Source organism: Qipengyuania sp. B-5 (genome assembly GCF_056857815.1).
The window spans coordinates 37,237-61,415 of record NZ_JBSXNU010000037.1; the positions used below are offsets into that span (position 1 = coordinate 37,237).

Here is a 24,179-nt window from a genome sequence, read left to right on the forward strand (position 1 = left end):
TTATCAACTTGCAGCGCTCGTCAGCGCGAAGCGTCGAGGCTGATCGGTGGCGCCCCCGCGACCTGATGGGTATCGTTCGCGGCCCCGAAATTCCCAAGGCCCGAAACGAGCGCGAAAGCAGCCATGCTCAACACGGCGACAGTGGCGGAAAGGGTAAGTTGCTTGCTCATGGTGGTCTCTCTAAGGAGGGATCATGAATGCTTCGTTGCAATGCAACACAGCAAGGTATCTTCCCTTCCCACGCGCTTGCCAATAGCGCCAGCATCCCTAGATTGAGAGCCATGCCCGCTCGACCGACGACATATTTCGCGACCGCTTGTGCCTAAGGCGCGTCGCTCGAACGACTGGGGCTTTCCCCGCTGGCGCGGCTATGACGAGGGCCGCGAAGCGGCGACCGTACGCCTGTGCGACCGGCACGGTTGCGAGGAAAGAGGCGATTGCCCTGCGCCGAAATCGCCGAACACGCCCGAGCGCTGGTATTTCTGCCAGAAGCACGCGGCCGAATACAATTCGAAGTGGGATTATTTCGAAGGCCTCGACAAGGCGGAAAAGGCCGCGCGCACCAAGTCAGAGCAAGCGGAGAACGCCGGCTATGCCGAGGCCCAGCACTATGGCTGGGGCGGTTCGGGCGACGGATCGCGCAGTGCCGACGAAATGCGCGCGCTCGAAATTCTGGAGCTCGAGGCCGACGCGGATTTCGTTGCGGTCAAGAAGGCCTGGCGGGTCAAGGCGAAGGCGGTCCATCCGGACGTCAAGCCGGGCGACAAGGAAGCAGCCGACCAGTTCCAGAAATATCAGGTCGCCTACGAGGTGCTCAAAGCCGCGGAAGAACGCCGCGAATGGAAGGGCTGAGCGCGAACTGCCGCATTGTATAAATGCGACATTAACCCTTTCTTGCGGCTTTCCCGGCAAAAGGGAGGAGCACACCGAGGACCCGAAATGCAGACGCGAACTACAAACCGCCAGGGCAGCGATATAGTGCTCGATTGCCGAGTGCCGATCCAGCGTGCGCGGGCAATCCTGTGCGATATCTCGCTCACGGGTTGCCGGATCGAGCTGTTCGACGGCTTTGTGAACAAGGGTTCGACAATATTTTTCGAACTTGATGATCGGAACGAGCTGGCTGGTCAGATCGTGTGGGTTAAAGGCAATGAAGCGGGTGTTCGCTTCATGCACAAGCTCAGTCCGCTCGCGATGGATGCGCTCGAACTCTGAATTCAGATAAGGCGGTTCATGATAGCCGCCGCCAAGCGTTTCCCGAGCTGCGGACCCTGTTCGGGGTAAAGATAGGGTTCGATCGCCTCCGCCTCCATCACTGCCAGTTTGCCTGAAGGCAGCCGTGCCATATCGATGCGGCAATAGAGCAGATCGCCAAAGGGCAGGGCGCTCACGACGGCTTGGGCACGCGCCAGATCTGCCGGTTCGGGTGCGTAATCGCTCTCATTTCCGCCGAAGAGCGACTGAATTCGGTATTCACCTTCCGCGGCACGCTTGAGCACGCCATGACTGAACTGCCCATCGACGAACACGAAGGTGTATTCGCCCTCCTCGACCACGCTGGGCAGGAATGGTTGGATCATGCAGGGGCGGCCCATGCGCCATTCCTCGTCCGGCAAGGCGGCTCTCGTAAAGCTGTGCTGCCCAAGGCCGCCAGCACCCACCTGTCGTTTTACGACCACGCGGTCGATGCCGAATTGGTCCATCGCGGAGAGCACCTCCTCGCGTCCCGCATCGCCGAGCCAGAGCGTCGGGACTATGGTCGCACCACGCTCTTCCAATTCGCACAGATAGCGTTTCTCTGCATTCCAGCGGACCACGGGCGGCGGGTTGCAAACCATAGTGCCGCGAGCCTCGACCGCCGCCAGCTTATCCAGGAACTCCTCGAGATGGTCCTGATAGTCCCACGCGGTTCCCAGCAGCACCAGTGCGAGCCCGTCGAACTCGTCCAGCGAGGCACGCCAGTCGATCTCTACTAGTTCCAGACCCGCGCCCTCGAATGCAGGACGCAGCGCCGCGACCTCGACATCGTGCTCGAACGCATCGCCCCGCCGCGCTCCCTCGCCCGGCAGGGTATCCGCGCAGGCGAGGAAACCGATGCGTATCAGACCGCCTCCAGCGCCTGTTCGAAATCGGCGATGAGATCGTCGGCGTCCTCGATACCGATCGAAATGCGCACGAGGTTGTCCGAGATTCCAAGTTCCGCACGGCGCCCTTCGGCTACCGAGAGGTGCGTCATCGACGCCGGGTGGCTGGCCAACGTTTCCGTCCCGCCGAGGCTGACAGCCAGCTTGGCGATCTTGAGACTGTCGAGGAAACGGAAGCATTCCGCCTCGCCGCCCTTGAGCAGCAGCGAGAAGGTCGAGCCCGCGCCGAGGCAGTGACGATCGTAGATGTCCTGCTGGCGCGCGTCCTTGATCATGCCGAGATAGCCGAGGCCTTCAACCTTGGGATGCTTCGACAGGAAATCGCAGACCTTGGCGGCATTCTCGCCCGCACGGCTCATCCGCAGTTCCACCGTTTCGAGGCTGCGGCAGAGCATCCAGGCGGTGTTCGGATCGCAGATGCCGCCCATGGTGTTGCGCAGCATGCGCACCGGATCCATCCACTTCTTAGCGCCCGCAATGGACCCAGCGACGAGATCCGAATGGCCGCCGACATATTTGGTCAGCGAATAGACGACGATATCCGCGCCATGCTCGAGCGGACGCTGCCACAGCGGGCCGAGGAAGGTATTGTCGATCGCGATCGGGCAATCTTCGCCCAGCGCCGCGTTGCGGGCATCGCGCACGGCTTCGATATCGACCAGTGCATTGGTCGGGTTACCCGGGCTTTCGAGATAGACCATGCAGACCTTGCCACCTTGTTCGTCCGCCTGCTTCCTGGCCTTTTCGAGCACGGCGTCGATCTGTTCGTGCGTCGCGCCTGCGGGAAAATCGACATAGGTCACGCCGAATTTGGCGAGGATCTTGGCGACGAAGCCTTCGGAGGCGGCATAGAGCGGACCGGAGTGTACGATCACGTCGTTCTGGCTGGCATAGGCCAGCATCAGCACGCAGATCGCGGTCATGCCGCTGGAGAAGCTGAGCGCATCCTCCGCGCCGTCCCACACCGACAGGCGATCCTCGAGAATTTCCTGGTTCGGCGCGTTGAAGCGCGAATAGACGAGGCCATCCGCGCCGCCCGGACGCTTGCCGGTGATCCCTTCGAAGTGACGCTTCCCGTCGGCCGCGCTGGGGAAAGCAAATGTCGAGGTGAGGAAGATAGGAGCTTTGAGGCTGCCTTCGGACAGCACCGGATCAAAGCCATGGCCCATCATAAGTGTGCTGGGCTTTAGCTCGCGCCCGTTTATCTTGGTGACTTCGGGCTTGGGTGCCATGCGCGGCGAAGTAGGGTCGATATCGTGGTCGCTCATGGTGAGAGCATCCTTCCTGCATATCGCTCCCAGGAAGGCGGGAGCCGTGAGAACTGGCCGGGGCGCCCGTTCCTAACCTCCGCAGGAACGCCTCTCCACCGGCAGCCGATATGGGCCTGCCAATATGGCGGACGCGAACGGGAATCAACTGCCTGCTCAGACCAACGCGCCGATCCCCCAGACCACCCCGACGATCATAAAGATGCCTGCCAGGTCGAGCAGGAGACCCGCCTTGACCATGCGCTCGATACGGATACGCCCGGTCGCCCAGGCGATGGCATTCGGCCCGGTCCCGGCGGGCAGCATGAAGCCCCAGCTGGCGGCGAGTGCGGCAGGCATGGCGAGCAGAATCGGATCGACGCCGAGCGCTACCACCAGCGCGGCGACAACGGGAATGATCCCGCTGGCTGTGGCGACATTGCTGGCGAATTCGGTGATGAGAACCACCATCGCCACGACCGCCAGCGCGACGAGCAGCAGCGGCCAGCTTTCGAGCGGCAGAAGCGCCTGCCCCAGCCAGTCGGCCAACCCGCTTGCACCCATGCCCGCCGCGAGCGCGAGACCGCCGCCGAACATCATGATCACGCCCCAGGGTGCGCGGTCGGCCTCTTTCCAGAGGAGCAGCGGCCGTCCCGTCCCGTCGGGCAGGAGGAACAGTGTCAGCCCCATGGCGACGGCGATTGTCCCGTCGGTCAATGAGCCATCGGGCAGGTAGGGCGCGATCCACATCTGGCCCATCCACAGTGTAAAGGTCACTGCGACCACTGGGACGAGCCGCTTCTCCGCGCTGCTCCAGGCCGTATGCAAGTCGATTGCGCGGCGCGCTGCCTCCGTATCGAAGGGGTGCGCCGCCACCTTCTGGACCCGCGCTACCAGAAATGCCGCCAGCGGAACGCCGAGGATCACGACCGGCAGGCCGTAGAGCGTCCATTGCGCAAAGGTGATGCGCGTGCCGGTCATCGTGTCGAGCAGACCTACAGCGATGGCGTTGGTCGGCGATCCGACCAGCGTGCCGAGTCCGCCGATGCTGGCGGCAAAGGCGATGCCTATGGGAAGTGCTCCCGCCAGTCCCTCGGTGTCTCCCTCAGGTGACCCACCGCTGGCCAGGACCGCCATTGCCATCGGCATCATGATGAGCGCGGTGGAGGTGTTGGATATCAGCATGGAAAGGATCGCAGCCGTCACCATGAAGGCCAGCAGCACGCCTGCCTGACCACGGTGGCCGGCGATCCTCAACAGGGCGAGCGCAAGGCGCCTGTGTAGTCCGGTCCGCTCGATGGCAAGTGCGATGAAGGCCCCGCCAAGGATCAGGAAGAGGATGGGTGAATAATAGGCGCTGGCCGTCTCCTGCGCATCCATTACCCCGGCGAAGGGCAGGACGAGGAACGGCATCAGCGCAGTGGCGGTAAGCGGCAGCGCCTCGGTCATCCACCAGGCGGCCATCAGGATGACGAGACCCGCAACGATCATGGCCTCGCGGCTCATTCCAGCGGGCATCGGCAGCAGGATGCTGGCCAGCAGGGCCAGTGCGCCCACGCCCAGTCCGATACGCTTGGCGGTCATCCCTCTCTCCCCTGCCGTGCTGCTAGCAAGCGGGGAAGGCGAGGGCTAGTGCGTCCAGTCGAGCGTTACGCTGTCGATATTCCAGCGCAGTTGCTGTTCGGTGGCGCCGGGTACATCGTTGATCCGCCGTAGCATGATCTGCCCCTCGTACCGCACGTGGAGTCCGTCGGGGTCTTCGGCCGTAATCGTCGCGCGGCTGATGTAGTAGGATGATCCGAGAAAAATCAAATAAAATGAAAACCGGGAGCGCGGCATATGTGTTCCTGCCTCGACTCACAGCACGTGGCCTGGCAACCTCTGGGATGGTCGCTAGTCGATTTCGGGCGCGGTTTCCTCGGCCGAGATCTCTTCACCCGTTGCCGGCGACAGGACGATCACACGACCGCGCAATTCGCCATCGCGGAGCAACTGCTCGATCTTCTGCTGGCGCTCACCAAGGAGGCGCGCAATCGAGGGGCTGATGCGCGTATCCTGTGGCATGCCTCCCAGTTCGACATAACTGTAACTCGGTTCCTTTTCCCCACCGGCCAGATCGGCGACCGTGTCTTCATAACGATTTATTTCAAACTCCCCGCCTTGCGCGAGGAGGCTCGAAACTTCTGGTGCGGCGTGTTCTGCAAGATGTGCACGCAGGTCTTCATCCATACGCGGGAAGTAGAAGGGGGCTGCTTCCTCGTAGATTTTCGACACGCTGATATTCTTGCCGAAGCTCTCAAGGCCGCGCAGCGAATTGACGAATTCACGCGCTGAGCTGCCTAGAAGCTCGGCCAAATTCTCCCCTGTGTACGCTCTTCTCTGGATAGAAGGGCCTCCGATGTCCCCTCGGAAGAAGCCATAGATGACATCGGGATCGTTCCAGTTGGGAAACACGATCCGAGTACGGATGTCGTGCGGGCTGAGGGCGATTCCGTCGACGGTCAGGACCTTCGCGTGGTCGAGCGGAGTTTGTCCGGGGCCGAATTTGGGCAGCGAAGGGGACTTGACCGGGTAGTTGATCGCGATCTGTTCGATGACCGCGACGTTATGAAGATTCATCCAGTAGGCGAGCTGCTCGTTCCGCGGCAGCGACGCAATATCGATTTCACTCCCGAGCCGCTCCAGATCTTGTCGGTATTCGGTCAAGGGCGTGATGTCCTTTTCCTCGAGCATGGAAAAGACAATTCGGTTGCTCTCCAGCCTGTAGCGTGAGGTGTGGCCCCAATTCATCCGTGATCCAATGATGGGATCGGGATTGCGTGACCCGTCGCGCGTCGAAGGCCACATGCGCAACACCATGTATTCTAGCGCCGTATCGAAGAACGAGTATTCGAACTTGGTCTCTTTGCCCGACGGTCGGGGTACGAAACGATCAATAGCATCGCCTGTGGTGGGACTGCTCACCGGCTTCGCGCCTCCCTGTTGTGCATGGAGGGGTAAGGCGCAGGCGAAGCTTGCAAATGCGCCGATTATGATGATCGAACGGAAAATCATGGCTCTATCTGTCCAAAAATTCAGAATGGCTATCACGATGAATTTTAGAAGAATAATTACACCGATGCCATGTGCTTTGCCGAGCGAATGGTGTTATCCGTCGAATACAAGCAACGGATAAATCCTTAAATCTGCTATTCTACAACACCAACGGGGCGAACACTCGCGTGCCGCCCCGTCAAACTCATTGATTACCTGCCTTGCCTACTTCGGCGCGAGCACCATTACCATCTGGCGGCCTTCGAGGCGCGGGAAGCTCTCGACCTTGGCGGTCTCTTCCATATCGTCACGCACGCGGTTGAGCAGGTCCATGCCCAACTGCTGGTGCGCCATTTCACGGCCGCGGAAGCGCAGGGTGCACTTCACCTTGTCGCCATTGTCGATGAACTTGTGCACGTTGCGCATCTTCACATCGTAATCGTGATCATCGATGTTCGGGCGCATCTTGATTTCCTTGATATCCTGCGTCTTTTGCGTCTTGCGCTGCAGGTTGGCTTTCTTCTGCGCTTCGAAGCGATACTTGCCAACATCGAGGAATTTGCACACCGGCGGGTCCGCATTTGGGGACACTTCGACGAGGTTGAGGCCAAGCTCGTTGGCCTGCTCGGTCGCTTCGCGGGTGTACATCACCCCCAGGTTTTCGCCTTCGTGATCGATCACGCGGACCTTGGGGACATTGATCATGTTATCGTAGCGCGGGCCGCTTTTCACGGGCATTTGCATGCTGCGCCGGGGTGGACGGGCTATGGGGTATTCTCCTTGGTTACGTCTCTATCGAATGTGAAGATGTAGGCGCTGTTCCGCAGATTCGCAAAGGGGAAGGCAATCACGCGCGCTGATTTCTCCGCATCCGTTGCCATCACGCAGCGCGGGACCAAAGGTTGAAGCGGGCCAACCTGCCTTTTGCGGACACGACGGCATCGATTCGCTCCGCCGGCTGGAGCGCCTCTAAAATAGCCGGATCGGCGGCATTCATCCCGCCGGTGTAAGCGCCGAAAGCAGGCAGGATCATGCGCCCGGAAGGGTTGCCGCCAGCGTCTTCATTCGTGCTCACCACTGCGCAGGGGCGGCGGATGTGGCGGCGATGGACGGTGAGTTGCAGGCGCGGGTGATAGTGCCCGGAAAGTTCGGGCCGGGTCTCGCCCCGCTGCGCGCGGTGGCGCAGGATAGTGCCGCCGATCTCCAGCTCCTCTGCCAAAGTCCCGCCGCAACGCACGTCCATGTCGGGATCGTGATTGCCGGTGATCCATACCCAGTCGACCGCCCTCGTAAGCGCCGAGAGCATTCCTGCAGCATACGGTTCAAGCCGTGCGGACCCCTCCGAATCGTGGAAATTGTCGCCCAGGGTAATGACCCTGCGCGCGCCGGTTTCGCGGATGGCGAGTGCCACGCGCTCCAGCGTTTCGCGGCTGTCGTAGGGCGGGACCATCTGCCCGTGACGGGCGAAAAAGCTCCCTTTCTCAAGGTGCAGGTCGGCCACCAGCAGCGCCTGCTCTCGCGGCCAGTAAAGCGCACGACCTTCGGTGAGGAGCCATTCCTCTCCTGCGAACGAAAGGGGAACCATGCATCGCTATTGCCGCTTGCGCGCTACAATGGCAAGGGCTTCTCCCATGACCGACTGGGCCGATGAGACAGAACAGGCGCGTGGCTGGTTCGAAACCCTGCGAACACGCATCTGCGCAGAGTTCGAAAGCATCGAGCGCGAAGCGGGCAGCGATGCCTCGTTCCAGTACGACGGCTGGGACCGCGAGGAAGAGGGTAACGATGATCCCGGGGGCGGCACGCGCGGCCTGATGAGGGGCAAGATATTCGAGAAGGTCGGCGTCAATGTTTCGACCGTTCGCGGCAATTTCGCGCCCGAATTCGCCGCCTCGATAAATGGCGCCAGTGCAGAAAACCCCGGCTTCACCGCTACCGGGATCAGCCTCGTCGCGCATATGGCCAATCCGCATGTGCCTGCGGTCCATATGAACACGCGTTTCCTGACAACGCAGGCTGCGTGGTTCGGGGGCGGGGCCGATCTCAATCCGCCGATTCCCTATGAGGAGGACACCGAGGAATTCCACGCCCGGTTCCGCGCCGCCTGCGCCGCGCACAACCCGACTTATTACGACCGGTTCAGGAAATGGGCCGACGACTATTTCTACATTCCCCACCGCGGCGTGCATCGCGGTGTAGGCGGGATTTTCTACGATCACCTCGAATGCGATGACGAAGCCGCTTTCGAGCGGAATTTTGCCTTCACGAAGGATGTGGGAGAAGCCTTCCTCGACATATTCCCGAAACTGGTGCGTCGCAGGATGGACAGTGAATTTACCGATGCCGAGAAACGCCAGCAGCTCGAATGGCGCGGTCGCTATGCCGAATTTAACCTCGTCTACGACCGCGGGACGTTGTTCGGGCTCAAGACAGGCGGCAATATCGATGCCATCCTGATGAGCCTGCCCCCCGAAGCGACGTGGAGCTAACCACGCAGTTGCGCGCTATGCCGTCATGATTCACGCCCTTCGCGATCCGGTGCGATTGATCCCGCTGCTGTTTCTGGCAGCGATTGCGCTTGGCACCATCCTGCTTATGCTTCCCATCGCGAGCGCCGAGAGCGAGCCGGTGCCGTTTGTCACGGCCTTGTTCACTTCAACTTCGGCAGTCGCCGTGACCGGACTCGTAGTGGTCGACACCGGAACCTATTGGTCCGGTTTCGGGCAGGTTGTGATCATGGCGCTGTTTCAGATCGGCGGGCTGGGCATCATGACGGCGGCAACCTTGCTGGGTCTCATGGCAGGACGCGGCTTCGGTCTGCGTGACCGGATGGCAACCCAGGTCGAGCGTAGCCGCCTGAATCTTACGGGTACAGCGTCGCTTCTGAAGCTTATCCTGCGGATCACAATTACGGTGGAACTGATACTGGCGGTGATTCTCGCGCTCCGCTTTGCTACTAACTGGGGCATGAACGCGGGCGAGGCTGCATGGCACGGGCTTTTCCACGCGATCAGTGCCTTCAACAATGCCGGATTCTCGACCTTCTCGGACAGCGTCATGGGTTTCCAGGGCGATGGTGTCATCCTGGTGCCGATAGCGCTGGCGGTGATCGTCTCGGCGCTCGGCTTTCCTGTGATGGAAGACTGGCGCGTTCACGGACGGCACTGGCGACAATGGACGCTGCATTCGAAGATGACGCTGGCTGGCACGCTGATGCTCCTGCTGTTAGGCTGGCTGGCGATAATGCTCATGGAGTGGAGCAATCCCGATACGCTCGGGCCGATGGCGACCGGAGCCAAGCTGCTCAACGCAGGGTTTCATTCGGTCATGCCGCGCACCGCCGGATTCAATAGCCTCGATCTCGGCGCTTTCCGCGAGGAAACGCTGGTGGTGAATTACGTACTTATGTTCATCGGCGGCGGCAGCGCCGGCACCGCTGGAGGCATCAAGATTACGACATTCCTGGTGCTTCTCGCGATCGTACTGGCAGAAGTCCTGCGGCGACGCGATGCGGGCATGTTCGGCCGCCGCTTCGGCCATGCGGTGGAGCGGCAGGCTCTGACCGTTGCCTCGCTCGCATTGCTCATGGTCTTGTGTGCGACCATGTTCATAACCTCGATCACGCGGCTGCCCTTGCAGGACGTATTGTTCGAGACGATCTCCGCCTTCGCCACCGTCGGCCTGTCGACCGGCATCACCGCGCAATTGCCGCCGTCGGCGCTGATCGTGCTGGCGATGCTGATGTTCATCGGCCGCGTTGGAACCATTACCGCTGCGACCGCGCTTGCCCTTGGCGGAAGCGATCGCCCATATCGTTATCCCGAGGAGAACCCGATTGTCGGTTGACCCACGCAAACCCGTCCTCGTCATCGGTCTTGGCCGTTTCGGCAGCGCCGTCGCTGCCACTCTCGAACGTATGGGGCACGAAGTGCTCGGCGCCGATGCCGATGCTGAAATCGTTCGCGAGCACAAGGATGCGCTCACCCAGATCGTCGAAGCTGATTGTACCGAGATCGAAACCCTGCGCCGACTTGGAGCGGCTGAATTCGATACTGCCATTGTGGCTATCGGCTCCAATGTGGAGGCGAGCCTGCTGGCGGTACTGGCGCTGGTCGATCTCGGTCTGCCAAATATCTGGGCCAAGGCGACGAGCGACCGACACGGCCGTATTCTGGAACGCACCGGGGCACATCACGTCGTCTTTCCCGAACAGAAAATGGGCGAACGCGTTGCGCACCTGGTCAACGAACGCCTGCTCGATTTCATCAGCTTCGATGGCGAATTCGCCATCGCCCGCCTGAAAGCGCCCGAGCCGATCATCGGCCTGCCGCTGGTAACCAGCCAGTGCCGCAAGAAATTCGATGTTACGGTGGTCGGCGTGAAGCGGGCGGGCGAGGATTTCATCCACGCCGTGCCCGACACGATTATCATGCCCGACGACGAGCTGGTGGTATCGGGTCGGATCGACCGGATCGAGGCCTTCTCGGCAATTTCAGTGAGCTGACGGCTTTTACTTTTTCGGTGCGTAAACGCGCACCCAGTCGACCAGCATTTCCACCTCACCCCGTTTCACCGCATCGACAGTTTCCTGGGGAACGCCGTTATAGGGTTCCTCGATGCGGTTGGTCTTGAACGGGTATGCACCGCCCATGGCGAAGTTGAGAATGAGGTATTTCTCATTGTCGAAGCGCCATTCGCCGTAGTTCTCGACCATGGGGCGGGTCACACGGTAGGTTACGTGGCCGTCGATCAGGAAATCGATCTGCTCGTCGGTCCACTCCACGGCATAGGTATGCCAGGCCGTCACGTCGACGCCTTCGGGGAAGAAGAACTTGTTTACCAGCGGGGTCTCGCCCGAGTAGCCCGGGCCGTGAAGGGCGACGCCGATCCAGTCCTTTTCACCGACATATTCCATGATGTCGATTTCGCCGGTGTCCGGCCACCGGTCGTTGCCCAATAGCCAGAAAGCTGGCCATACGCCCACGTTATCGGGCAATTTGATCCGCGCTTCGGCGCGGCCGTGCTGGAAATCGAACTTGCCCTGGCTTTCGATCCGGCCGGAAACGAACGGCGCATTCCGCTCGGCCTTGGGATCGGTCCCGGGCTTGAACACGGGACGCAAAACCAGAGCGCCGCCATCCGCCCCGGGCACATCGCTGCGGAATGCGATGGTCGAGGGATCGTCGATATAGGCCTGCTGTTCGTTGTTCACCCAGAAGTCAGGACCGATAACGATCCACTTATCACGGTCGAGCGCCCCGCCGTTGAATTCGTCGGCGAACAGCAATTCGCGCTCCGGCGCGACCGCTTCGGCCAACGCTGCGCCGGCATCTGCCTGCTGCGCGTACAATGTGCCCGCGGCGCCCAGCATCAGCGCGATTGACAGGGCAAGGGTGGAAATCCGGATCATAGCAGCCTCTCCGCCATTTATTGTTAACGTTCCCATGCCTTATTTCCCCGTACATTGCCAGAGGCTGCGGACGATTTCATCGCCAGCACTGGATTACGGTGCCGGGATCGTCGATAGGACGGCCCGCGTTTAGTCCGTGCCGGGGCATCCTCCGGCCTGAAGACAATCCGGGAGAATTCCATGCGTCGCACCATCACCGTCCTGTCCCTGCTGCTTGCCACAACCGCGTGCGCCACGTCGCCGACGGGTTCCAGTCCAGCAACGGTTGCCGATCCGATGGTCTCTCCCATCCTCACCGGGTCCGATGCTGTCGACACAATGACCTATGCCCAGCCGCAGGAAGCGCGCGTGACTCATGTGGCACTCGATCTCGCCTTGGACTTCGAAACGAAGCGTGTCGGCGGTGTGGCTAACCTGCGGGTGTTGGCCGAGCCAGGCGAGGAGGAACTCGTGCTTGATAGCAATGGTCTGCAGATTTCGCGTATCACCGACGGTTCGGGACGCGAGCTTTCCTACGAGATCGGCGAGGCAGTTGAAGAAGGCGGCAAGGGCGCGCCCCTGACGATCCAGCTGGAAGGCGCGCGCAATGTCAGCATCCAGTACATGGCACCCGCCGATGCGGCAGCCCTCCAATGGCTGACCCCCGAGCAGACCGCTGGCGGCGAATATCCCTATCTCTTCAGCCAGGGTCAGGCGATCCTCAACCGGACATGGATACCCACGCAGGACAGCCCCGGAATCCGGCAGACGTGGGAAGCACGCGTCACCGCCCCCAAGCCGCTCGACGTGGTGATGAGCGGAGTGCGACAGGGCGAGCCGGAGGATCTGGGCAATGGTCGCCGCGCTTTTCGTTTCGTGATGGACAAGCCGGTGCCGCCTTATCTCATCGCCATCGCGGCAGGCGATATCGATTTCCAGGCAATAGGTCCGCGCAGCGGTGTCTGGGCCGAACCTTCGGCGCTGGAGCGTGCCTATAACGAAGTCGCCGATACCGAAGAGATGATCGATGCGGCGGAAGAGCTTTATGGCGAATACCGCTGGGGACGCTACGACATGATCGTACTGCCGCCCGCCTTTCCGTATGGCGGAATGGAAAATCCGGTGATGACCTTCCTCACGCCGACCTTCATTGCGGGCGACCGATCAAACAACGGTCTCGTCGCGCATGAGCTGGCGCATAGCTGGTCGGGCAATCTCGTCACCAATGCGGTCTGGGAAGACAGCTGGCTGAACGAGGGCGTGACCTCCTATTTCGAAAACCGCATCGTCAAGGCGGTTTATGGGGAGAAACGCGCTGAGCAGGAAGCCGCGCTGGCCTTTGCGGGAATCGAGGACGTGCTGGCCGAAGTCGGCATGGATGCGCCAGGCACTGCGCTGCACCACGAATCCACCGGTGCCGAAATCGGCAGCGCGATCACCTATGACAAGGGCCACTTCTTCCTGCGCACGGTAGAAAGCATCGTGGGCCGCGAGCGGTTCGATGCGTGGCTGCGCCAGTGGTTCGACAACCACGCATTCCAGCCAGCGACCAGCGAGCTGTTCTATGACGACATGATGGCGAACCTAGTCCGCAACCAGGCAGAGGCCGACCGGCTGATGCTGCGCGAGTGGATCTTCGAACCGGGCCTCCCGTCCAATGTCGCGCGGCCCGATCCGGCGGCCTTTGCCGAAGTCGATGCGGCGGTGAGGGACTACAGCAGGATTCGTACCGCAATAGTCGATCCGGCGACAGGGATGGCTTTCCCTGATGCCGAGGGTCTCCGGCTCAGGACACCATCTGAATGGGGGAACTGGACTTCTGCCGAACGCCAGCGCTTTCTTCAGCGTATTCCGACTGAGCTGAGCGCTCGTGAACTCGAAAATCTCGAAAGCAAGCTCGGCCTTTCGACCACGCAGAATAACGAAATCCTGTTTCTCTGGCTCGAACTGGCACTGGCCAACCGCTATGAACCCGCCGTTCCGCAAACCGAGGAATTCCTAGGCCGCGTCGGTCGTGCCAAGTTCGTAAGCCCACTTTTCGCAACACTGTGGAATGAGGGTGAGTGGGGCCGACACATCGCAACGCGGATCTACACGGAAACCCGCCCGACATACCACGCGGTGACGCGCGGCGCGGTCGATCGGGTGATGGGAAGAAGCGAATAGTCTCACCCGCTCTTTTGCATTGCAAAAAGAGGCGCTTTGCCCCCATCTTAAACAGCAGATGCTGCGCCAGTACGAACTTGTAGAGCGGGTCCTCGAATACGACCCCGACGCCGACGAGGCGATGCTGAACCGCGCCTATGTCTATACTGTGCAGAAGCATGGCACACAGACGCGCGCCAGTGGTGATCCGTATTTCAGCCATCCGGTCGAGGTTGCGGGTCTGATGACCGATCTGAAGCTCGACCAGGAGACGATCGCCACCGCGCTGTTGCACGATACGGTCGAGGATACGCTGGCCACGATCGAGGATATCGAGGCCAATTTCGGCCCCGAAGTCGCGCGGCTGGTCGACGGGGTGACCAAGCTATCCAAGATCGAGCAGATGCCCGAGAACGAACGCGCGGCGGAGAACCTGCGCAAGTTCCTGCTCGCCATGAGCGAGGATATACGTGTGCTGCTGGTGAAGCTGGGCGACCGGCTGCACAACATGCGCACGCTCCACTTCATCAAGAAGCCCGAAAAGCGCCAGCGGATCGCGCGCGAGACGATGGATATCTACGCCCCGCTGGCAGAGCGCGTGGGTATGTATGAATATATGCGCGAGATGCAGCTGCTCGCCTTCGAGCAGATCGAGCCCGAAGCCTATACCACCATTACCAAGCGTTTGCAGCAGATCCGCGAACAAGATGGCGGGCAGGTCGATGCCATCGCGCTCGACATGAAGCATGCGCTGGCCGAAACGGGCCTGCATGTGGAGGTTTCGGGACGCGAGAAGCATCCCTATTCGATCTGGCGCAAGATGGCTGAGCGTCACGTCAGCTTCGAACAGGTAACCGACATCATGGCCTTTCGCGTCATCTGCGACGATGTGGCCGATTGCTACCGCGCGCTGGGTGTGCTGCACACGACGTGGCAGTTCCTACCGGGCAAGTTCAAAGATTATATCTCGACGCCCAAGACCAATGGCTACCGCTCGCTTCATACCTCGCTGATTTACGGAAAGTCGATGCGGGTGGAAGTGCAGATCCGCACGCGGGACATGCACCAGACAAATGAATTCGGCCTTGCCGCGCACTGGGCTTACAAGCAGGGCGACCGGCCCGATGGCGCAGTCGGTTGGCTGCGTGACCTGATCGAGATCGTCGATGCCAGCCACGATGCCGAGGAACTGCTCGAGCATACGCGCATGGCGATTTATCAGGATCGCATCTTCGCTTTTACGCCAAAGGGCGCGCTGTTCCAGCTGCCAAAGGGCGCGACCGCGGTCGATTTCGCCTTTGCGGTGCATACCGATCTCGGCGCGCAGACGGTGGGTGCGAAGATCAACGGACGGCACATGCCCCTGCGCACCCAGCTCAACAATGGCGACGTGGTCGAAATCCTGAAAGGCAAGAATGCCGAGCCGCAGATGAGCTGGCTGGGTTTCGTCATCACCGGCAAGGCCCGTGCCGCCATCCGCCGTGCGGTGCGGCAGAAGGAACGTGCCGAGGTCGCCGATATCGGGCAGAAACTCTATGACGAAATCGTCACCCGCGTGCCCGCCAAGATCGGCAAGAAAGCACTGCGCGAGGCGCTCAAGCGGCTGGAAATGGAAGAGCCGGAAGATCTCTTCTACGCCATCGGTGCGGCGAAAATTTCCGATCGCACCGTGATGGAAGCGCTCGTTCCCGGCTCGACCGAGGACATGGCCGAGGAAGACGACGAATGGCTGCGCAGTGGCAAATCACTTTCGATCCGCGGCCTGACCCCGGGTGTCGGCTACCAACTGGCCGAATGCTGCCATCCGGTGCCGGGGGATCGGATCGTCGGGCTGCGCAAGAAGGGTGAGGGGGTGGAGGTACACGCGATCGATTGCCACCAGCTCGCCACCGGTATCGACAATGACTGGCTCGATCTGAGTTGGGGCCGGCGATCGCGCGGCGCTGTCGGCCGGCTTGGCGTCACGCTTTACGACCGGCCGGGCACGCTCGCCGAAATGGCGGGGATTTTCGCGCAGAACGCGGCCAATGTGAAAAGCCTGGAGCAGACCCAACTCGATCACCCGTTCACGACTTACGAGGTTGATCTGGAAGTACAGGACCTTGCACACCTCACCCGCATCCTCAGCGCGCTGCGTGCCAGCGATGCAGTGGCGCAGGCAGAGCGCGCATGAGCCTGATCACCGGCATCCACCACGTCCAGTTCGCCATGCCGCACGGCGGGGAACCGCATGCGCGCAAGTTCTGGACCGGGGCGATGGGACTGCGGGAGGTCGAGAAGCCCGCGCATCTCGCTGTCAATGGCGGATGCTGGTTCGAAGATGAGGGCATAGCGATTCACTACGGGGTCGAGGACGCCTTCCTGCCTGCCCGCCGCGCGCATCCCGCGTTGCTGGTCGAAAACCTCGGTGCGCTGGCAGCCAAGCTGGAGGCTTCGGGGGTTCCTTTCAAACCGGGCAAGCCGCTCGACGGTTATCGCCGAGGCGACATCGCCGATCCCTTCGGCAACCGTATCGAGCTGATGGAAAGGCTCTAGACGCGGGTCTGTTTCAGGCTCGGACTATTACCTTTCAACGCGTCTGACCGGCACCGGAATGTTGCAGATGTCTGCGCCGCCCGCGGGCACGATGAAGAAGGGATCGCGGCGGTTGGCACGGGCTTCGGCATAGCGAGCGAAGGTCTCTCCCTCGGTGGAGAGGTATTCGAATTCCGGGCGTGTTTGTCGGCCTACCGCTTCGCTACTAGAGGCCGTTCCCGCTTCAGGCAGGTCGCTGGCCACGCGGACCGAGAGTATCGGTGTGCGCTTGTCCGCCTCCTCCGCTGTGTAGAAGCCTAGCGCGCCCGAACCGCGCGGGAGGCTGGAGAGGTGTTCCATCCCCTCCACGATCCGCCCGACCAGCGCGATATTACGGTCCAGATGGCGCGGGGCATGACCGATCACCGTGTAGAGTTCGGCGCCCGAACCCGTATCTGGTGACATTCCGCGCCCGACGCCGACCATGCCGTAGCAATGGACGGGCCAGAAGCCGATCGGTGCGCCTGCGAAGGGCCAACCCCAGCGAAAACCAGTAAATTGTGCATAGCTATCGGACTGATATCGGCCGACTATCTCATAGCGATTGTGCACCGGATCAAACCTAGTAGCTTCGGGATTGGAAGCAATTGCTTTTGCGTATCGATGAGCGAATGCCCGCACGGCCCGGTTAAGTTCGCTGCCTCCAGGTGTTTTCCGCAAAGTAGCATAGTCGCTCTCATCCATCACCCTCAGCCCTTCAGGCAGCGGCTTGGCCTCACCTTGAGCCTCAGGATTGTCGTAATTGGGATCGCCCCACTGGACGACGTAATTGTCCTGTACACGGTTGACGGTGATATCGTCATACCATCCGGCGCGGGCGAGGGTTCGGATGTTCTCCACCCATCCCTGGCTGAAGGGTTCGGGCATCAACTGGATTACCACCCTGCGCGCGTTCCCCTCGGCATCAGGAGCAAGCGTCATCACCAGCAGGTCTTCAGCGGGGATCGCGACCCACTCCTCAGCGCCTGCCTGCTCCACGATCTCGTTGGGACTGGGCGGACTTTCGACGGTTTCCTGAGCGGCAAGAGGCGAGCCAAGGGTGAGCGCTGCTGCCAGCGAGATCAGGTGCTTTTTCATGGAGAAGGAGCTTGGCACCGCCTGCGCAAAAGAAAAGCCCCTTCACGCACGTTTTTGTGGGCGGGAAGGGGCTCTGTAACGGTGTTCGCAGGGAATGCCATTCCGCGCAGCACCGCAACTTGGGGGGTGTAAATCCGAAACGCCGCTACACAGGATCCGGTTCCCGCCCGCCGATAAAATTCCTGCGCCTGCGCGGTGCCCGCCTTGTCGCTGTTGCGCACCCTGCCAAGTCCCGCTAGAGGCGCGCCTTCCGGGAATGCGGAGCAGTGGCCGAGTGGTCGAAGGCGCACGCCTGGAAAGTGTGTATACGGTAACCCCGTATCGAGGGTTCGAATCCCTCCTGCTCCGCCACCTAGTCTGACCAAGCTCACCTAAACCAGACGCTTCATCCCTGAATCCCGCAGTTCTGCGGCCTTCAAGCGGTCTTTGCGTAGTTCAGAGAGCGATTGATAGAGTATATGCTCTGGCTGCCTATCGATACTACGCATCATGAGCAGACAAGAAATTTCGAGGTATTTCTCTTGGCGTCGTAAAGCGCCCTGTCGGCCGCTTCGAACAAGAGTTTGGGGTTCAATTCAGTGTCTTTCGGAACGAAGGCCAATCCAACCGACACGTCAATTGGCAATAAATCGCCGTTGTAAAGTATTGGGCTCCGCAGGCTACCGATGCGCATTCCCACTTCCATCTCCGTATCGCGCCGCGTTTTGCCAGACGGAAGCAACACTGCGAATTCATCGCCGCCGATCCGCGAAATAAGTTGCGCTTCGGGAAACGCATTTCTCAGTCGCTCTCCGAAAGCGGCTAGACACGCATCCCCGGCAGAGTGTCCCCACCAGTCGTTGAGCCGCTTAAACTCGTCCATGTCGAACAAGATTAACGCCCCGACGTCGTCCTGAGCAGGCTCATCTGGTTGGTCCAGGAAGCGCTGAAAGCGCGAGCGGTTTCCAACGCCAGTGAGTGGGTCCAATTCGGCCATAGCTCGCAGGGCTTCCCACCGTGTGTGATCCTCGGTAATGTCCTGCTTCATCCCGTAAAGAGTTCTGGCTCGTCCACCGGAGCTTCGCGTCGCTGCGTTTATCCGTATCCAGCGCTCCTCCCCGTCAGGGCGCACTATGTTGGCGTCGAGCGAAAAGGCTCCACCCGTCTCAATTGCGTGCGATCGTTTTCGCTCGAGTAGCTCGCGTGACTGTTCGCTATAGAGCTCGACAATGCTCTGTCGCTCGAGCGGCTGCTCGACGGAGAGACCGAAGAGTTTAAAAACTCCACCTGTCCAGGTAAGACGTTCGCTTTCGAGATCGCATGACCAAGCGCCCAGAGCTGCGAGTGAAGCGGCCTGATCGTACAGTTCCAGGGTGTTCACCTCGTCGCCAGCTGCGAGGTTGGTGACGCGATTGAAGGCCTTCGGTGCAAGTATTTTGTTCATGGGTCCGGCTCGAGATAATTGGCCTCGGTGACATCTCGGGGTAAATACCACGTTTATCCGGACATAAGCGCAAAAATCAAAGAGCAACGAACGGCCACACTCTGGCAAGCGCGGTAAAGACGTACTTCGGACCTTAGCAGAATCGGCGATGCCGAAGACCTCAACCTTGTGGGGAAACCGTCCGGACTAAAAGCGGAATGGTTAGAGTTTAGAAGCACTGCAATCGCTGCGATTTCGGTTCGGGACGCGCCTCGAAGGTATCGCCCGCGATTGCGCGGCAACAACCGCGGCAATTAAATGTGAGTTTGATCAGGCTCGGCTAGGATCTGCGTCGCGTGGTAGTGGCAGCTTGACGTCTAATCCCCGTGTGGGTCGGAGATGTTACTCCCAGAGGGAACCCTAAAACAGGCGCGCGAGCAGGTCACTGCTTTCGAACAGGAACACGGCCAGAGTCAGCACGAGGCCGACCATGAAGATGCGGTAGGCGATGCCGAGATAGCGATATTTGCGGTGCTGGAGCACTAGCCCGTTCTGATAGATGTCGCGCAGCATGGTGCGATAGAGATCTTCGTCGGTTTCCAGGCGATCGAGCACGTCGGTGGCGAACTCCTCTTCGCTCAAGCGCGAGAATACACCGAAGAACAGGATGTTCTGGCGTTCGGGGCCAGCTTGGCCCGCCCGGGTCGACGGCATCACCGCCATCATCGCGCTCAGCGCAGAGAGGAAGGAAAACAGCGCGAGCACGCTTCGCGAATGGATATGGGCAATTCACATTCATCTTGAATTCGCTTTGGTCCCATTAAAACGGATGACCGGAAGGCCGACCCATCTGCCTGTTGCGACGATGCTTGCTTTTCGGCATCGAGAGCCATTCCTAGGGGGATGCATCAAGATGCATCAAAGCGAATACCAGTTCGACTGTTCGCAATGCGCGATCTTTCAATTTGGGTTATAGCCGATACATGTTCGAACAGCTCGACGCCCTGCTGCTGGCCCGCATTCAGTTCGCTTTTACGGTCAGCTTCCATTTCATCTTTCCGGCTTTCTCCATCGGACTGGCCAGCTATCTCGCGGTGCTTGAGGGGCTGTGGCTCAAGACCGGCAGGCAGCTTTATCTCGACCTGTTCAAATACTGGCTGAAGATTTTCGCGATCACGTTTGCCATGGGCGTCGTGTCCGGAATCGTGATGAGCTACCAGTTCGGCACCAACTGGTCGAAATTCTCGGATATTGCAGGGCCGGTCATCGGCCCGCTCATGGCTTACGAGGTGCTGACCGCCTTCTTCCTCGAGGCAGGTTTCCTGGGGGTCATGCTGTTCGGCATGAACAAGGTTGGCAGGAAACTGCACTTCGCAGCTACGCTGATGGTTGCGGTGGGGACCTTTATCAGCGCGTTCTGGATACTGTCGGTCAACAGCTGGATGCAGACGCCGGTGGGCTATGAAATCGGAGCGAACGGCCAGTTTCTGCCCGGCGACAGCTGGTGGAATATCGTGTTCAATCCGAGCTTCCCCTATCGCCTCGTCCACACGGTCATCGCTGCCTATCTCACCACTGCCTTCGTGGTAGGCGGGGTCGGTGCATGGCACCTGCTAAAGGATCGCGCCAACCTCCATGCGCGCAAGATGTTCTCGATGGCGATGTGGATGGCGGCGATCGTCGCTCCGATCCAGATATTCGCGGGAGACATGCACGGCCTGAATACGCTCGAGCATCAGCCGCAGAAAGTCATGGCGATGGAGGGGCATTTCGACAGCCACCCTGATGGTGCGCCGCTGATCCTGTTCGGCATTCCGAACAGCGAAGAGAAGCGTGTGGATTACGCGTTGGAGATTCCGAAGGCTTCCTCGCTCATTCTCAAGCACGACCTGAATGCTCCGCTGGCCGGGCTGGACACGATACCCGACGATGAAGAACCGCCCGTCGGCATCGTCTTCTGGTCGTTCCGGATCATGGTCGGCATCGGCTTCGCCATGCTGGGACTGGGATTATGGAGCCTGTTCGCGCGGTATCGCAAGAAGCTCTATGATTGGCGCATATTGCACAAGGCGGCACTGGTCATGGCGCCGAGCGGCTTTGTTGCAGTCCTCGCAGGCTGGATCACTACCGAGGTCGGCCGACAGCCCTATGTCATCTACAATTTGTTACGAACGGCTGATGCAGCAAGCCCGCTCGATGCTCCTGCTGTGGGTGCCTCGCTGCTCGCCTTCGTCGTCGTCTATTTCGCCGTGTTCGGCGCGGGCGTCTGGTACATCCTTCACCTGATGCACAAGCCGCCGCACACGGGCGAGTACGGCGTGAAGCGCGGCGACAAGGGACCGATCCGGACCGCGGGCATCACGCCGGGGCCGACGCAGAACCCGGGTGAAGATCCCGACACCCTGCCGCGTGATCACCAGGAGGCGACCGATGGCCGTTAACGTGGACCTGACGACCATCTGGGCGTTCATCATCGCCTTTGCCGTGTTTGCCTATGTCGTGATGGACGGCTTCGATCTCGGCATCGGCATACTCTTCCCGACTTTCGAGGTGGGACCGGAACGCGACTGTGCGATGAATTCGATCGCGCCGGTCTGGGACGGAAACGAGACGTGGTTGGTGCTGGGTGGGGGAGGCCTGTTCGCGGCTTTCCCACTGGCCTACGCAGTCATCCTTCCCGCCACCTATCCGCTGATCATCGCCATGTTGCTCGGCCTCGTCTTTCGCGGCGTGGCATTCGAATATCGGTGGCGTGATCCCGGCCACCGGCGATACTGGGATGCGGCCTTTACCGGTGGAAGCCTGGTCGCCGCGATGGCGCAGGGCATGACTCTGGGCGCATTGCTGCAGGGGATCGAAGTCGTCGATCGCTCCTATGCAGGAAGCTGGTTCGACTGGTTCACGCCTTACACCCTGCTGACCGGGTTCGGCACGGTCGCGGGCTATGCGCTGCTGGGTGCGACATGGCTGGTATGGAAACTGGAAGGGGAGAGCCAGAACCACGCGCGCAAACTCGCCAAGCGCGCTGCCTGGATGACCTTCATCCTGATGGGCGCCGTCAGCCTCTACAATCTCGGCCTGCGCCCGGAGTATGCCGAACGTTGGCTAACCGAACCGGAGATTTACTTTGCTGCTCCCGTGCCGATCCTGACCGGCATCATCGCGCTGGCATTGCTGCGCGCTCTGTCGGTCGAACGGCATAGCAAGCCCTTCTGGTTGAGCCTTGCCCTCTTTTTCTTCGGCATGGCAGGGCTCGGCGTTACGATGTGGCCGAACGTCGTACCTCCGTCCGTGACTATCTGGGATGCCGCTGCGCCCGAGCGTAGCCAGGTTTTCATGCTGATCGGAGTTGCGATCACCATGCCGCTGATCATCGCCTATACGGCATGGGCCTATTGGGTTTTCCGCGGCAAGGTCGCGGACGAGGGCTATCATTGATGACGCGTCCCGAAGAAAAACCTCTCTGGCAAAGGCTGGGTTGGATGGCCGTCATCTGGCTCGCCAGTGTCGCCGTCCTTGGTGTGGTGGCGCTGCTGATCCGGACATGGCTCGGGCTCTGACTGACGCGATTCAATAGCCACCGGTCAAGCTTCGATGCTTCGCATGTTGATTGGAGTTTGTGATTCCGCTGCGAGCCATTACGTTTCTCTCCGCAACCGAATCTGCATATTGAGGAGAGACCCATGACGAAGACCTATGCCAATTTGATAGACGGCGAGATGGTTACTGCCGGACAGACTTTCGAAGTCGTGAATCCAGCTAACGAGCAGGTCGTGGGTCTCGCGCCTGCTTGCGGAAAGGACGAACTCGACCGCGCAGTCTCTGCCGCCCGGCGCGCATTCAAGACCTGGCGCAAGACCAGCGCGGAAGAACGCCAGAAGGTCGTGCAGGGCATCGCCGGCGTGATCAAGGATAATGCCGACGAGCTGTTCCGCCTGCTGACCACCGAGCAGGGAAAGCCGCATGCACAGGCGCAGCAGGAGATTTACGGCGCTGCCGGACTGGCCGCAGCGCAATCGACGCTCACGCTCGACGATGTGATCAACCAGGATGACGACACACGCCTCAGCCGTACGCGCCGCGTACCGGTTGGCGTCGTCGGCGGCATCGTGCCGTGGAATTTCCCCGTCATGATGGCGATCCAGAAAATCGTGCCCGCACTGATTTCGGGTTGCACCATCGTGCTGAAGCCATCGCCTTTCACGCCGCTTACCACCTTGCGCATTGCAGAATTGATCAAGGACGTGGTCCCGGCCGGAACGGTCAATATCATCACCGGCCCCGACGAACTCGGTCCGCTTATCACCGAGCATCCCGATATCGACAAGATCACCTTCACCGGCTCCACGGCGACGGGCAAGAAGATCATGGAAGGCGCCGCGGGCGATCTGAAGCGGATTACGCTGGAACTGGGCGGTAACGATGCCTCGATCGTGCTGCCCGATGCCGATGTCGAGAAGGTGGCCGAACAGCTTTTCTGGTCGAGCTTTTCCAATGCCGGGCAGATATGCGTCGCAGCCAAGCGCATCTACATCCACGAAGACATCTATGACGATCTTTCCAAGGCCATTGCCGAATACGCCAAGGGCGTTGTCGTCGGTGATGGATCGCAGCAGGGCACAGGCGTCGGCCCGATCCAGAACAAGAAGCAGTTCGATCGCGTTTGCGAACTGATTCAGGATGCCAAGGACAAGGGCTATGAATTCCTGACCGGCGGGGATGTCGATCCCTCGGGCACGGGATACTACGTGCCGATCACCATCCTCGACAATCCGCCCGAAGATGCGCGCATCGTGGCAGAAGAACAGTTCGGGCCGGTCATGCCGCTGATGAAGTTCGCCTCGGTGGAAGAAGCCATCGAGCGGGCGAACAATTCGGAATATGGGCTGGCTGGTGCAGTCTGGACCAAGGATACCGACAAGGGCGTGGAAATTGCCGAACAGCTCGAAACCGGGACAGTGTGGATCAACGAATTCCTTCACATTTCCCCGCTGGCGCCGTTCGGTGGACACAAGCAGTCGGGCTTCGGCGCGGAGTACGGGATCGATGGTCTGAAGGAATTTACCTATCCTCAGGTCATCACGGTAAAGCGCGACGCCAGGGTCTGATCTTCCCTCCCCATACAGGTATGAGCGAAGGCGCGCCCTGATGCGCCAGTGAGGCGTGAT

24 protein-coding genes and 1 tRNA gene are annotated in these 24,179 nt (G+C 60.5%); 13 read left to right on the forward strand and 12 right to left on the reverse strand.

Going from position 1 to position 24,179, the window contains the following annotated elements:
- Nucleotides 1–20 precede the first annotated feature (20 nt).
- On the reverse strand, nucleotides 21–170 hold the full coding sequence (locus AC13CE_RS05705) for a hypothetical protein (RefSeq protein WP_482971813.1): 150 nt from the start codon (nucleotides 168–170) through the stop codon (nucleotides 21–23).
- Nucleotides 171–318: 148 nt separating this feature from the next.
- On the opposite strand from AC13CE_RS05705, the gene AC13CE_RS05710 reads away from it, so the two are divergent.
- Entirely contained in the window at nucleotides 319–852 is a 534-nt protein-coding gene (locus AC13CE_RS05710; RefSeq protein ID WP_221537960.1) for a DnaJ domain-containing protein, read from the forward strand.
- A gap of 87 nt (nucleotides 853–939) precedes the next feature.
- On the forward strand, nucleotides 940–1,215 hold the full coding sequence (locus tag AC13CE_RS05715) for a PilZ domain-containing protein (RefSeq protein WP_482971814.1): 276 nt from the start codon (nucleotides 940–942) through the stop codon (nucleotides 1,213–1,215).
- Between the two features lie 2 nt (nucleotides 1,216–1,217).
- On the opposite strand, the gene AC13CE_RS05720 is transcribed toward AC13CE_RS05715, so the two are convergent.
- The 7 genes from AC13CE_RS05720 to pdeM all read right to left on the reverse strand — a co-directional run bounded on the left by AC13CE_RS05720 (nucleotide 1,218) and on the right by pdeM (nucleotide 8,009).
- On the reverse strand, nucleotides 1,218–1,922 hold the full coding sequence (locus AC13CE_RS05720; protein WP_482971815.1) for an ATP-grasp domain-containing protein: 705 nt from the start codon (nucleotides 1,920–1,922) through the stop codon (nucleotides 1,218–1,220).
- A 179-nt stretch (nucleotides 1,923–2,101) separates the two neighbouring features.
- A complete protein-coding gene (locus AC13CE_RS05725; protein WP_482971816.1) occupies nucleotides 2,102–3,412 on the reverse strand; it encodes a cystathionine gamma-synthase family protein in 1,311 nt (436 codons plus the stop codon).
- 156 nt (nucleotides 3,413–3,568) lie between these two features.
- Nucleotides 3,569–4,975 carry an SLC13 family permease gene (locus AC13CE_RS05730; protein ID WP_482971817.1) on the reverse strand — a complete coding sequence of 469 codons (1,407 nt, stop codon included), beginning with the start codon at nucleotides 4,973–4,975 and terminating at the stop codon, nucleotides 3,569–3,571.
- A 45-nt stretch (nucleotides 4,976–5,020) separates the two neighbouring features.
- Entirely contained in the window at nucleotides 5,021–5,203 is a 183-nt protein-coding gene (locus AC13CE_RS05735) for a hypothetical protein (protein ID WP_482971818.1), read from the reverse strand.
- Between the two features lie 81 nt (nucleotides 5,204–5,284).
- Nucleotides 5,285–6,355: a DUF547 domain-containing protein gene (locus AC13CE_RS05740; protein WP_482971819.1), complete on the reverse strand. Its 1,071-nt coding sequence runs from the start codon at nucleotides 6,353–6,355 to the stop codon at nucleotides 5,285–5,287.
- A gap of 294 nt (nucleotides 6,356–6,649) precedes the next feature.
- Nucleotides 6,650–7,168: a translation initiation factor IF-3 gene (infC, locus tag AC13CE_RS05745; protein ID WP_221537956.1), complete on the reverse strand. Its 519-nt coding sequence runs from the start codon at nucleotides 7,166–7,168 to the stop codon at nucleotides 6,650–6,652.
- Between the two features lie 136 nt (nucleotides 7,169–7,304).
- Complete coding sequence (pdeM, locus tag AC13CE_RS05750) at nucleotides 7,305–8,009, reverse strand: ligase-associated DNA damage response endonuclease PdeM (RefSeq protein WP_482971820.1); 705 nt, start codon at nucleotides 8,007–8,009, stop codon at nucleotides 7,305–7,307.
- A 46-nt stretch (nucleotides 8,010–8,055) separates the two neighbouring features.
- On the opposite strand from pdeM, the gene hemF reads away from it, so the two are divergent.
- From hemF to AC13CE_RS05765, 3 genes are read left to right on the forward strand one after another with little or no spacing between them, the layout of a single operon-like run.
- The gene (gene hemF, locus AC13CE_RS05755) at nucleotides 8,056–8,913 is read left to right on the forward strand and encodes an oxygen-dependent coproporphyrinogen oxidase (protein ID WP_482971821.1); all 858 of its coding nucleotides are present in this window, start codon (nucleotides 8,056–8,058) and stop codon (nucleotides 8,911–8,913) included.
- A gap of 25 nt (nucleotides 8,914–8,938) precedes the next feature.
- Nucleotides 8,939–10,270 (forward strand): TrkH family potassium uptake protein, encoded by a 1,332-nt coding sequence (locus AC13CE_RS05760; RefSeq protein WP_482971822.1) that lies wholly within the window; start codon nucleotides 8,939–8,941, stop codon nucleotides 10,268–10,270.
- Nucleotides 10,260–10,928, forward strand: coding sequence for a potassium channel family protein (locus AC13CE_RS05765; RefSeq protein ID WP_221537952.1), 669 nt, complete (start codon nucleotides 10,260–10,262; stop codon nucleotides 10,926–10,928). The genes AC13CE_RS05760 and AC13CE_RS05765 overlap by 11 nt, the downstream gene beginning before the upstream one ends.
- Nucleotides 10,929–10,934: 6 nt before the next feature.
- Here AC13CE_RS05765 and AC13CE_RS05770 read toward each other — a convergent pair whose 3' ends face one another.
- Complete coding sequence (locus AC13CE_RS05770; protein ID WP_482971823.1) at nucleotides 10,935–11,870, reverse strand: glycoside hydrolase family 16 protein; 936 nt, start codon at nucleotides 11,868–11,870, stop codon at nucleotides 10,935–10,937.
- Nucleotides 11,871–12,014: 144 nt separating this feature from the next.
- Between AC13CE_RS05770 and AC13CE_RS05775 the strand changes: the two genes are divergently transcribed.
- The 3 genes from AC13CE_RS05775 to AC13CE_RS05785 are packed head-to-tail and all read left to right on the forward strand — an operon-like array spanning nucleotide 12,015 to nucleotide 16,493.
- Nucleotides 12,015–13,979 carry a M1 family metallopeptidase gene (locus tag AC13CE_RS05775; RefSeq protein ID WP_482971824.1) on the forward strand — a complete coding sequence of 655 codons (1,965 nt, stop codon included), beginning with the start codon at nucleotides 12,015–12,017 and terminating at the stop codon, nucleotides 13,977–13,979.
- Nucleotides 13,980–14,037: 58 nt separating this feature from the next.
- Nucleotides 14,038–16,131: a RelA/SpoT family protein gene (locus tag AC13CE_RS05780; protein WP_221537949.1), complete on the forward strand. Its 2,094-nt coding sequence runs from the start codon at nucleotides 14,038–14,040 to the stop codon at nucleotides 16,129–16,131.
- Nucleotides 16,128–16,493 carry a VOC family protein gene (locus AC13CE_RS05785; RefSeq protein ID WP_482971825.1) on the forward strand — a complete coding sequence of 122 codons (366 nt, stop codon included), beginning with the start codon at nucleotides 16,128–16,130 and terminating at the stop codon, nucleotides 16,491–16,493. Before AC13CE_RS05780 ends, AC13CE_RS05785 begins: the two co-directional genes overlap by 4 nt.
- Nucleotides 16,494–16,520: 27 nt before the next feature.
- Here the strand turns inward: AC13CE_RS05785 and AC13CE_RS05790 are convergent, their stop codons facing one another.
- A complete protein-coding gene (locus AC13CE_RS05790; protein ID WP_221537947.1) occupies nucleotides 16,521–17,609 on the reverse strand; it encodes a peptidylprolyl isomerase in 1,089 nt (362 codons plus the stop codon).
- 260 nt (nucleotides 17,610–17,869) lie between these two features.
- On the opposite strand from AC13CE_RS05790, the gene AC13CE_RS05795 reads away from it, so the two are divergent.
- Nucleotides 17,870–17,960, forward strand: a tRNA-Ser gene (locus AC13CE_RS05795).
- Between the two features lie 136 nt (nucleotides 17,961–18,096).
- Here AC13CE_RS05795 and AC13CE_RS05800 read toward each other — a convergent pair.
- Entirely contained in the window at nucleotides 18,097–19,119 is a 1,023-nt protein-coding gene (locus AC13CE_RS05800; RefSeq protein ID WP_482971826.1) for a GGDEF domain-containing protein, read from the reverse strand.
- Nucleotides 19,120–19,431: 312 nt separating this feature from the next.
- Entirely contained in the window at nucleotides 19,432–19,776 is a 345-nt protein-coding gene (locus AC13CE_RS05805; RefSeq protein ID WP_482971827.1) for a Pycsar system effector family protein, read from the reverse strand.
- Nucleotides 19,777–19,994: 218 nt separating this feature from the next.
- On the opposite strand from AC13CE_RS05805, the gene AC13CE_RS05810 reads away from it, so the two are divergent.
- The 4 genes from AC13CE_RS05810 (at nucleotide 19,995) to AC13CE_RS05825 (ending at nucleotide 24,119) form a co-directional block, all read left to right on the forward strand.
- Nucleotides 19,995–21,452, forward strand: a complete 1,458-nt coding sequence (locus AC13CE_RS05810; protein WP_482971828.1) for a cytochrome ubiquinol oxidase subunit I — start codon at nucleotides 19,995–19,997, stop codon at nucleotides 21,450–21,452.
- Nucleotides 21,442–22,449 carry a cytochrome d ubiquinol oxidase subunit II gene (cydB, locus tag AC13CE_RS05815; RefSeq protein WP_482971829.1) on the forward strand — a complete coding sequence of 336 codons (1,008 nt, stop codon included), beginning with the start codon at nucleotides 21,442–21,444 and terminating at the stop codon, nucleotides 22,447–22,449. The genes AC13CE_RS05810 and cydB overlap by 11 nt, the downstream gene beginning before the upstream one ends.
- The gene (locus AC13CE_RS05820; RefSeq protein WP_221537907.1) at nucleotides 22,449–22,571 is read left to right on the forward strand and encodes a DUF2474 domain-containing protein; all 123 of its coding nucleotides are present in this window, start codon (nucleotides 22,449–22,451) and stop codon (nucleotides 22,569–22,571) included. Before cydB ends, AC13CE_RS05820 begins: the two co-directional genes overlap by 1 nt.
- A 123-nt stretch (nucleotides 22,572–22,694) precedes the next feature.
- Nucleotides 22,695–24,119 (forward strand): aldehyde dehydrogenase family protein, encoded by a 1,425-nt coding sequence (locus AC13CE_RS05825; RefSeq protein ID WP_221537906.1) that lies wholly within the window; start codon nucleotides 22,695–22,697, stop codon nucleotides 24,117–24,119.
- Nucleotides 24,120–24,179 lie beyond the last annotated feature (60 nt).

Excerpts from the sequence above, each read along its gene's own strand:
- AC13CE_RS05725 (WP_482971816.1), bottom strand. The coding sequence starts at position 3,412 with ATGAGCGACCACGATATCGACCCTACTTCGCCGCGCATGGCACCCAAG.
- AC13CE_RS05730 (WP_482971817.1), bottom strand. The coding sequence starts at position 4,975 with ATGACCGCCAAGCGTATCGGACTGGGCGTGGGCGCACTGGCCCTGCTG.
- pdeM (WP_482971820.1), bottom strand. The coding sequence starts at position 8,009 with ATGGTTCCCCTTTCGTTCGCAGGAGAGGAATGGCTCCTCACCGAAGGT.
- AC13CE_RS05810 (WP_482971828.1), top strand. The coding sequence starts at position 19,995 with ATGTTCGAACAGCTCGACGCCCTGCTGCTGGCCCGCATTCAGTTCGCT.
- AC13CE_RS05715 (WP_482971814.1), top strand. The coding sequence starts at position 940 with ATGCAGACGCGAACTACAAACCGCCAGGGCAGCGATATAGTGCTCGAT.
- AC13CE_RS05760 (WP_482971822.1), top strand. The coding sequence starts at position 8,939 with ATGATTCACGCCCTTCGCGATCCGGTGCGATTGATCCCGCTGCTGTTT.
- AC13CE_RS05775 (WP_482971824.1), top strand. The coding sequence starts at position 12,015 with ATGCGTCGCACCATCACCGTCCTGTCCCTGCTGCTTGCCACAACCGCG.
- AC13CE_RS05770 (WP_482971823.1), bottom strand. The coding sequence starts at position 11,870 with ATGGGAACGTTAACAATAAATGGCGGAGAGGCTGCTATGATCCGGATT.
- infC (WP_221537956.1), bottom strand. The coding sequence starts at position 7,168 with ATGCAAATGCCCGTGAAAAGCGGCCCGCGCTACGATAACATGATCAAT.
- hemF (WP_482971821.1), top strand. The coding sequence starts at position 8,056 with ATGACCGACTGGGCCGATGAGACAGAACAGGCGCGTGGCTGGTTCGAA.
- cydB (WP_482971829.1), top strand. The coding sequence starts at position 21,442 with ATGGCCGTTAACGTGGACCTGACGACCATCTGGGCGTTCATCATCGCC.
- AC13CE_RS05825 (WP_221537906.1), top strand. The coding sequence starts at position 22,695 with ATGACGAAGACCTATGCCAATTTGATAGACGGCGAGATGGTTACTGCC.
- AC13CE_RS05790 (WP_221537947.1), bottom strand. The coding sequence starts at position 17,609 with ATGAAAAAGCACCTGATCTCGCTGGCAGCAGCGCTCACCCTTGGCTCG.
- AC13CE_RS05780 (WP_221537949.1), top strand. The coding sequence starts at position 14,038 with ATGCTGCGCCAGTACGAACTTGTAGAGCGGGTCCTCGAATACGACCCC.
- AC13CE_RS05820 (WP_221537907.1), top strand. The coding sequence starts at position 22,449 with ATGACGCGTCCCGAAGAAAAACCTCTCTGGCAAAGGCTGGGTTGGATG.
- AC13CE_RS05785 (WP_482971825.1), top strand. The coding sequence starts at position 16,128 with ATGAGCCTGATCACCGGCATCCACCACGTCCAGTTCGCCATGCCGCAC.
- AC13CE_RS05705 (WP_482971813.1), bottom strand. The coding sequence starts at position 170 with ATGAGCAAGCAACTTACCCTTTCCGCCACTGTCGCCGTGTTGAGCATG.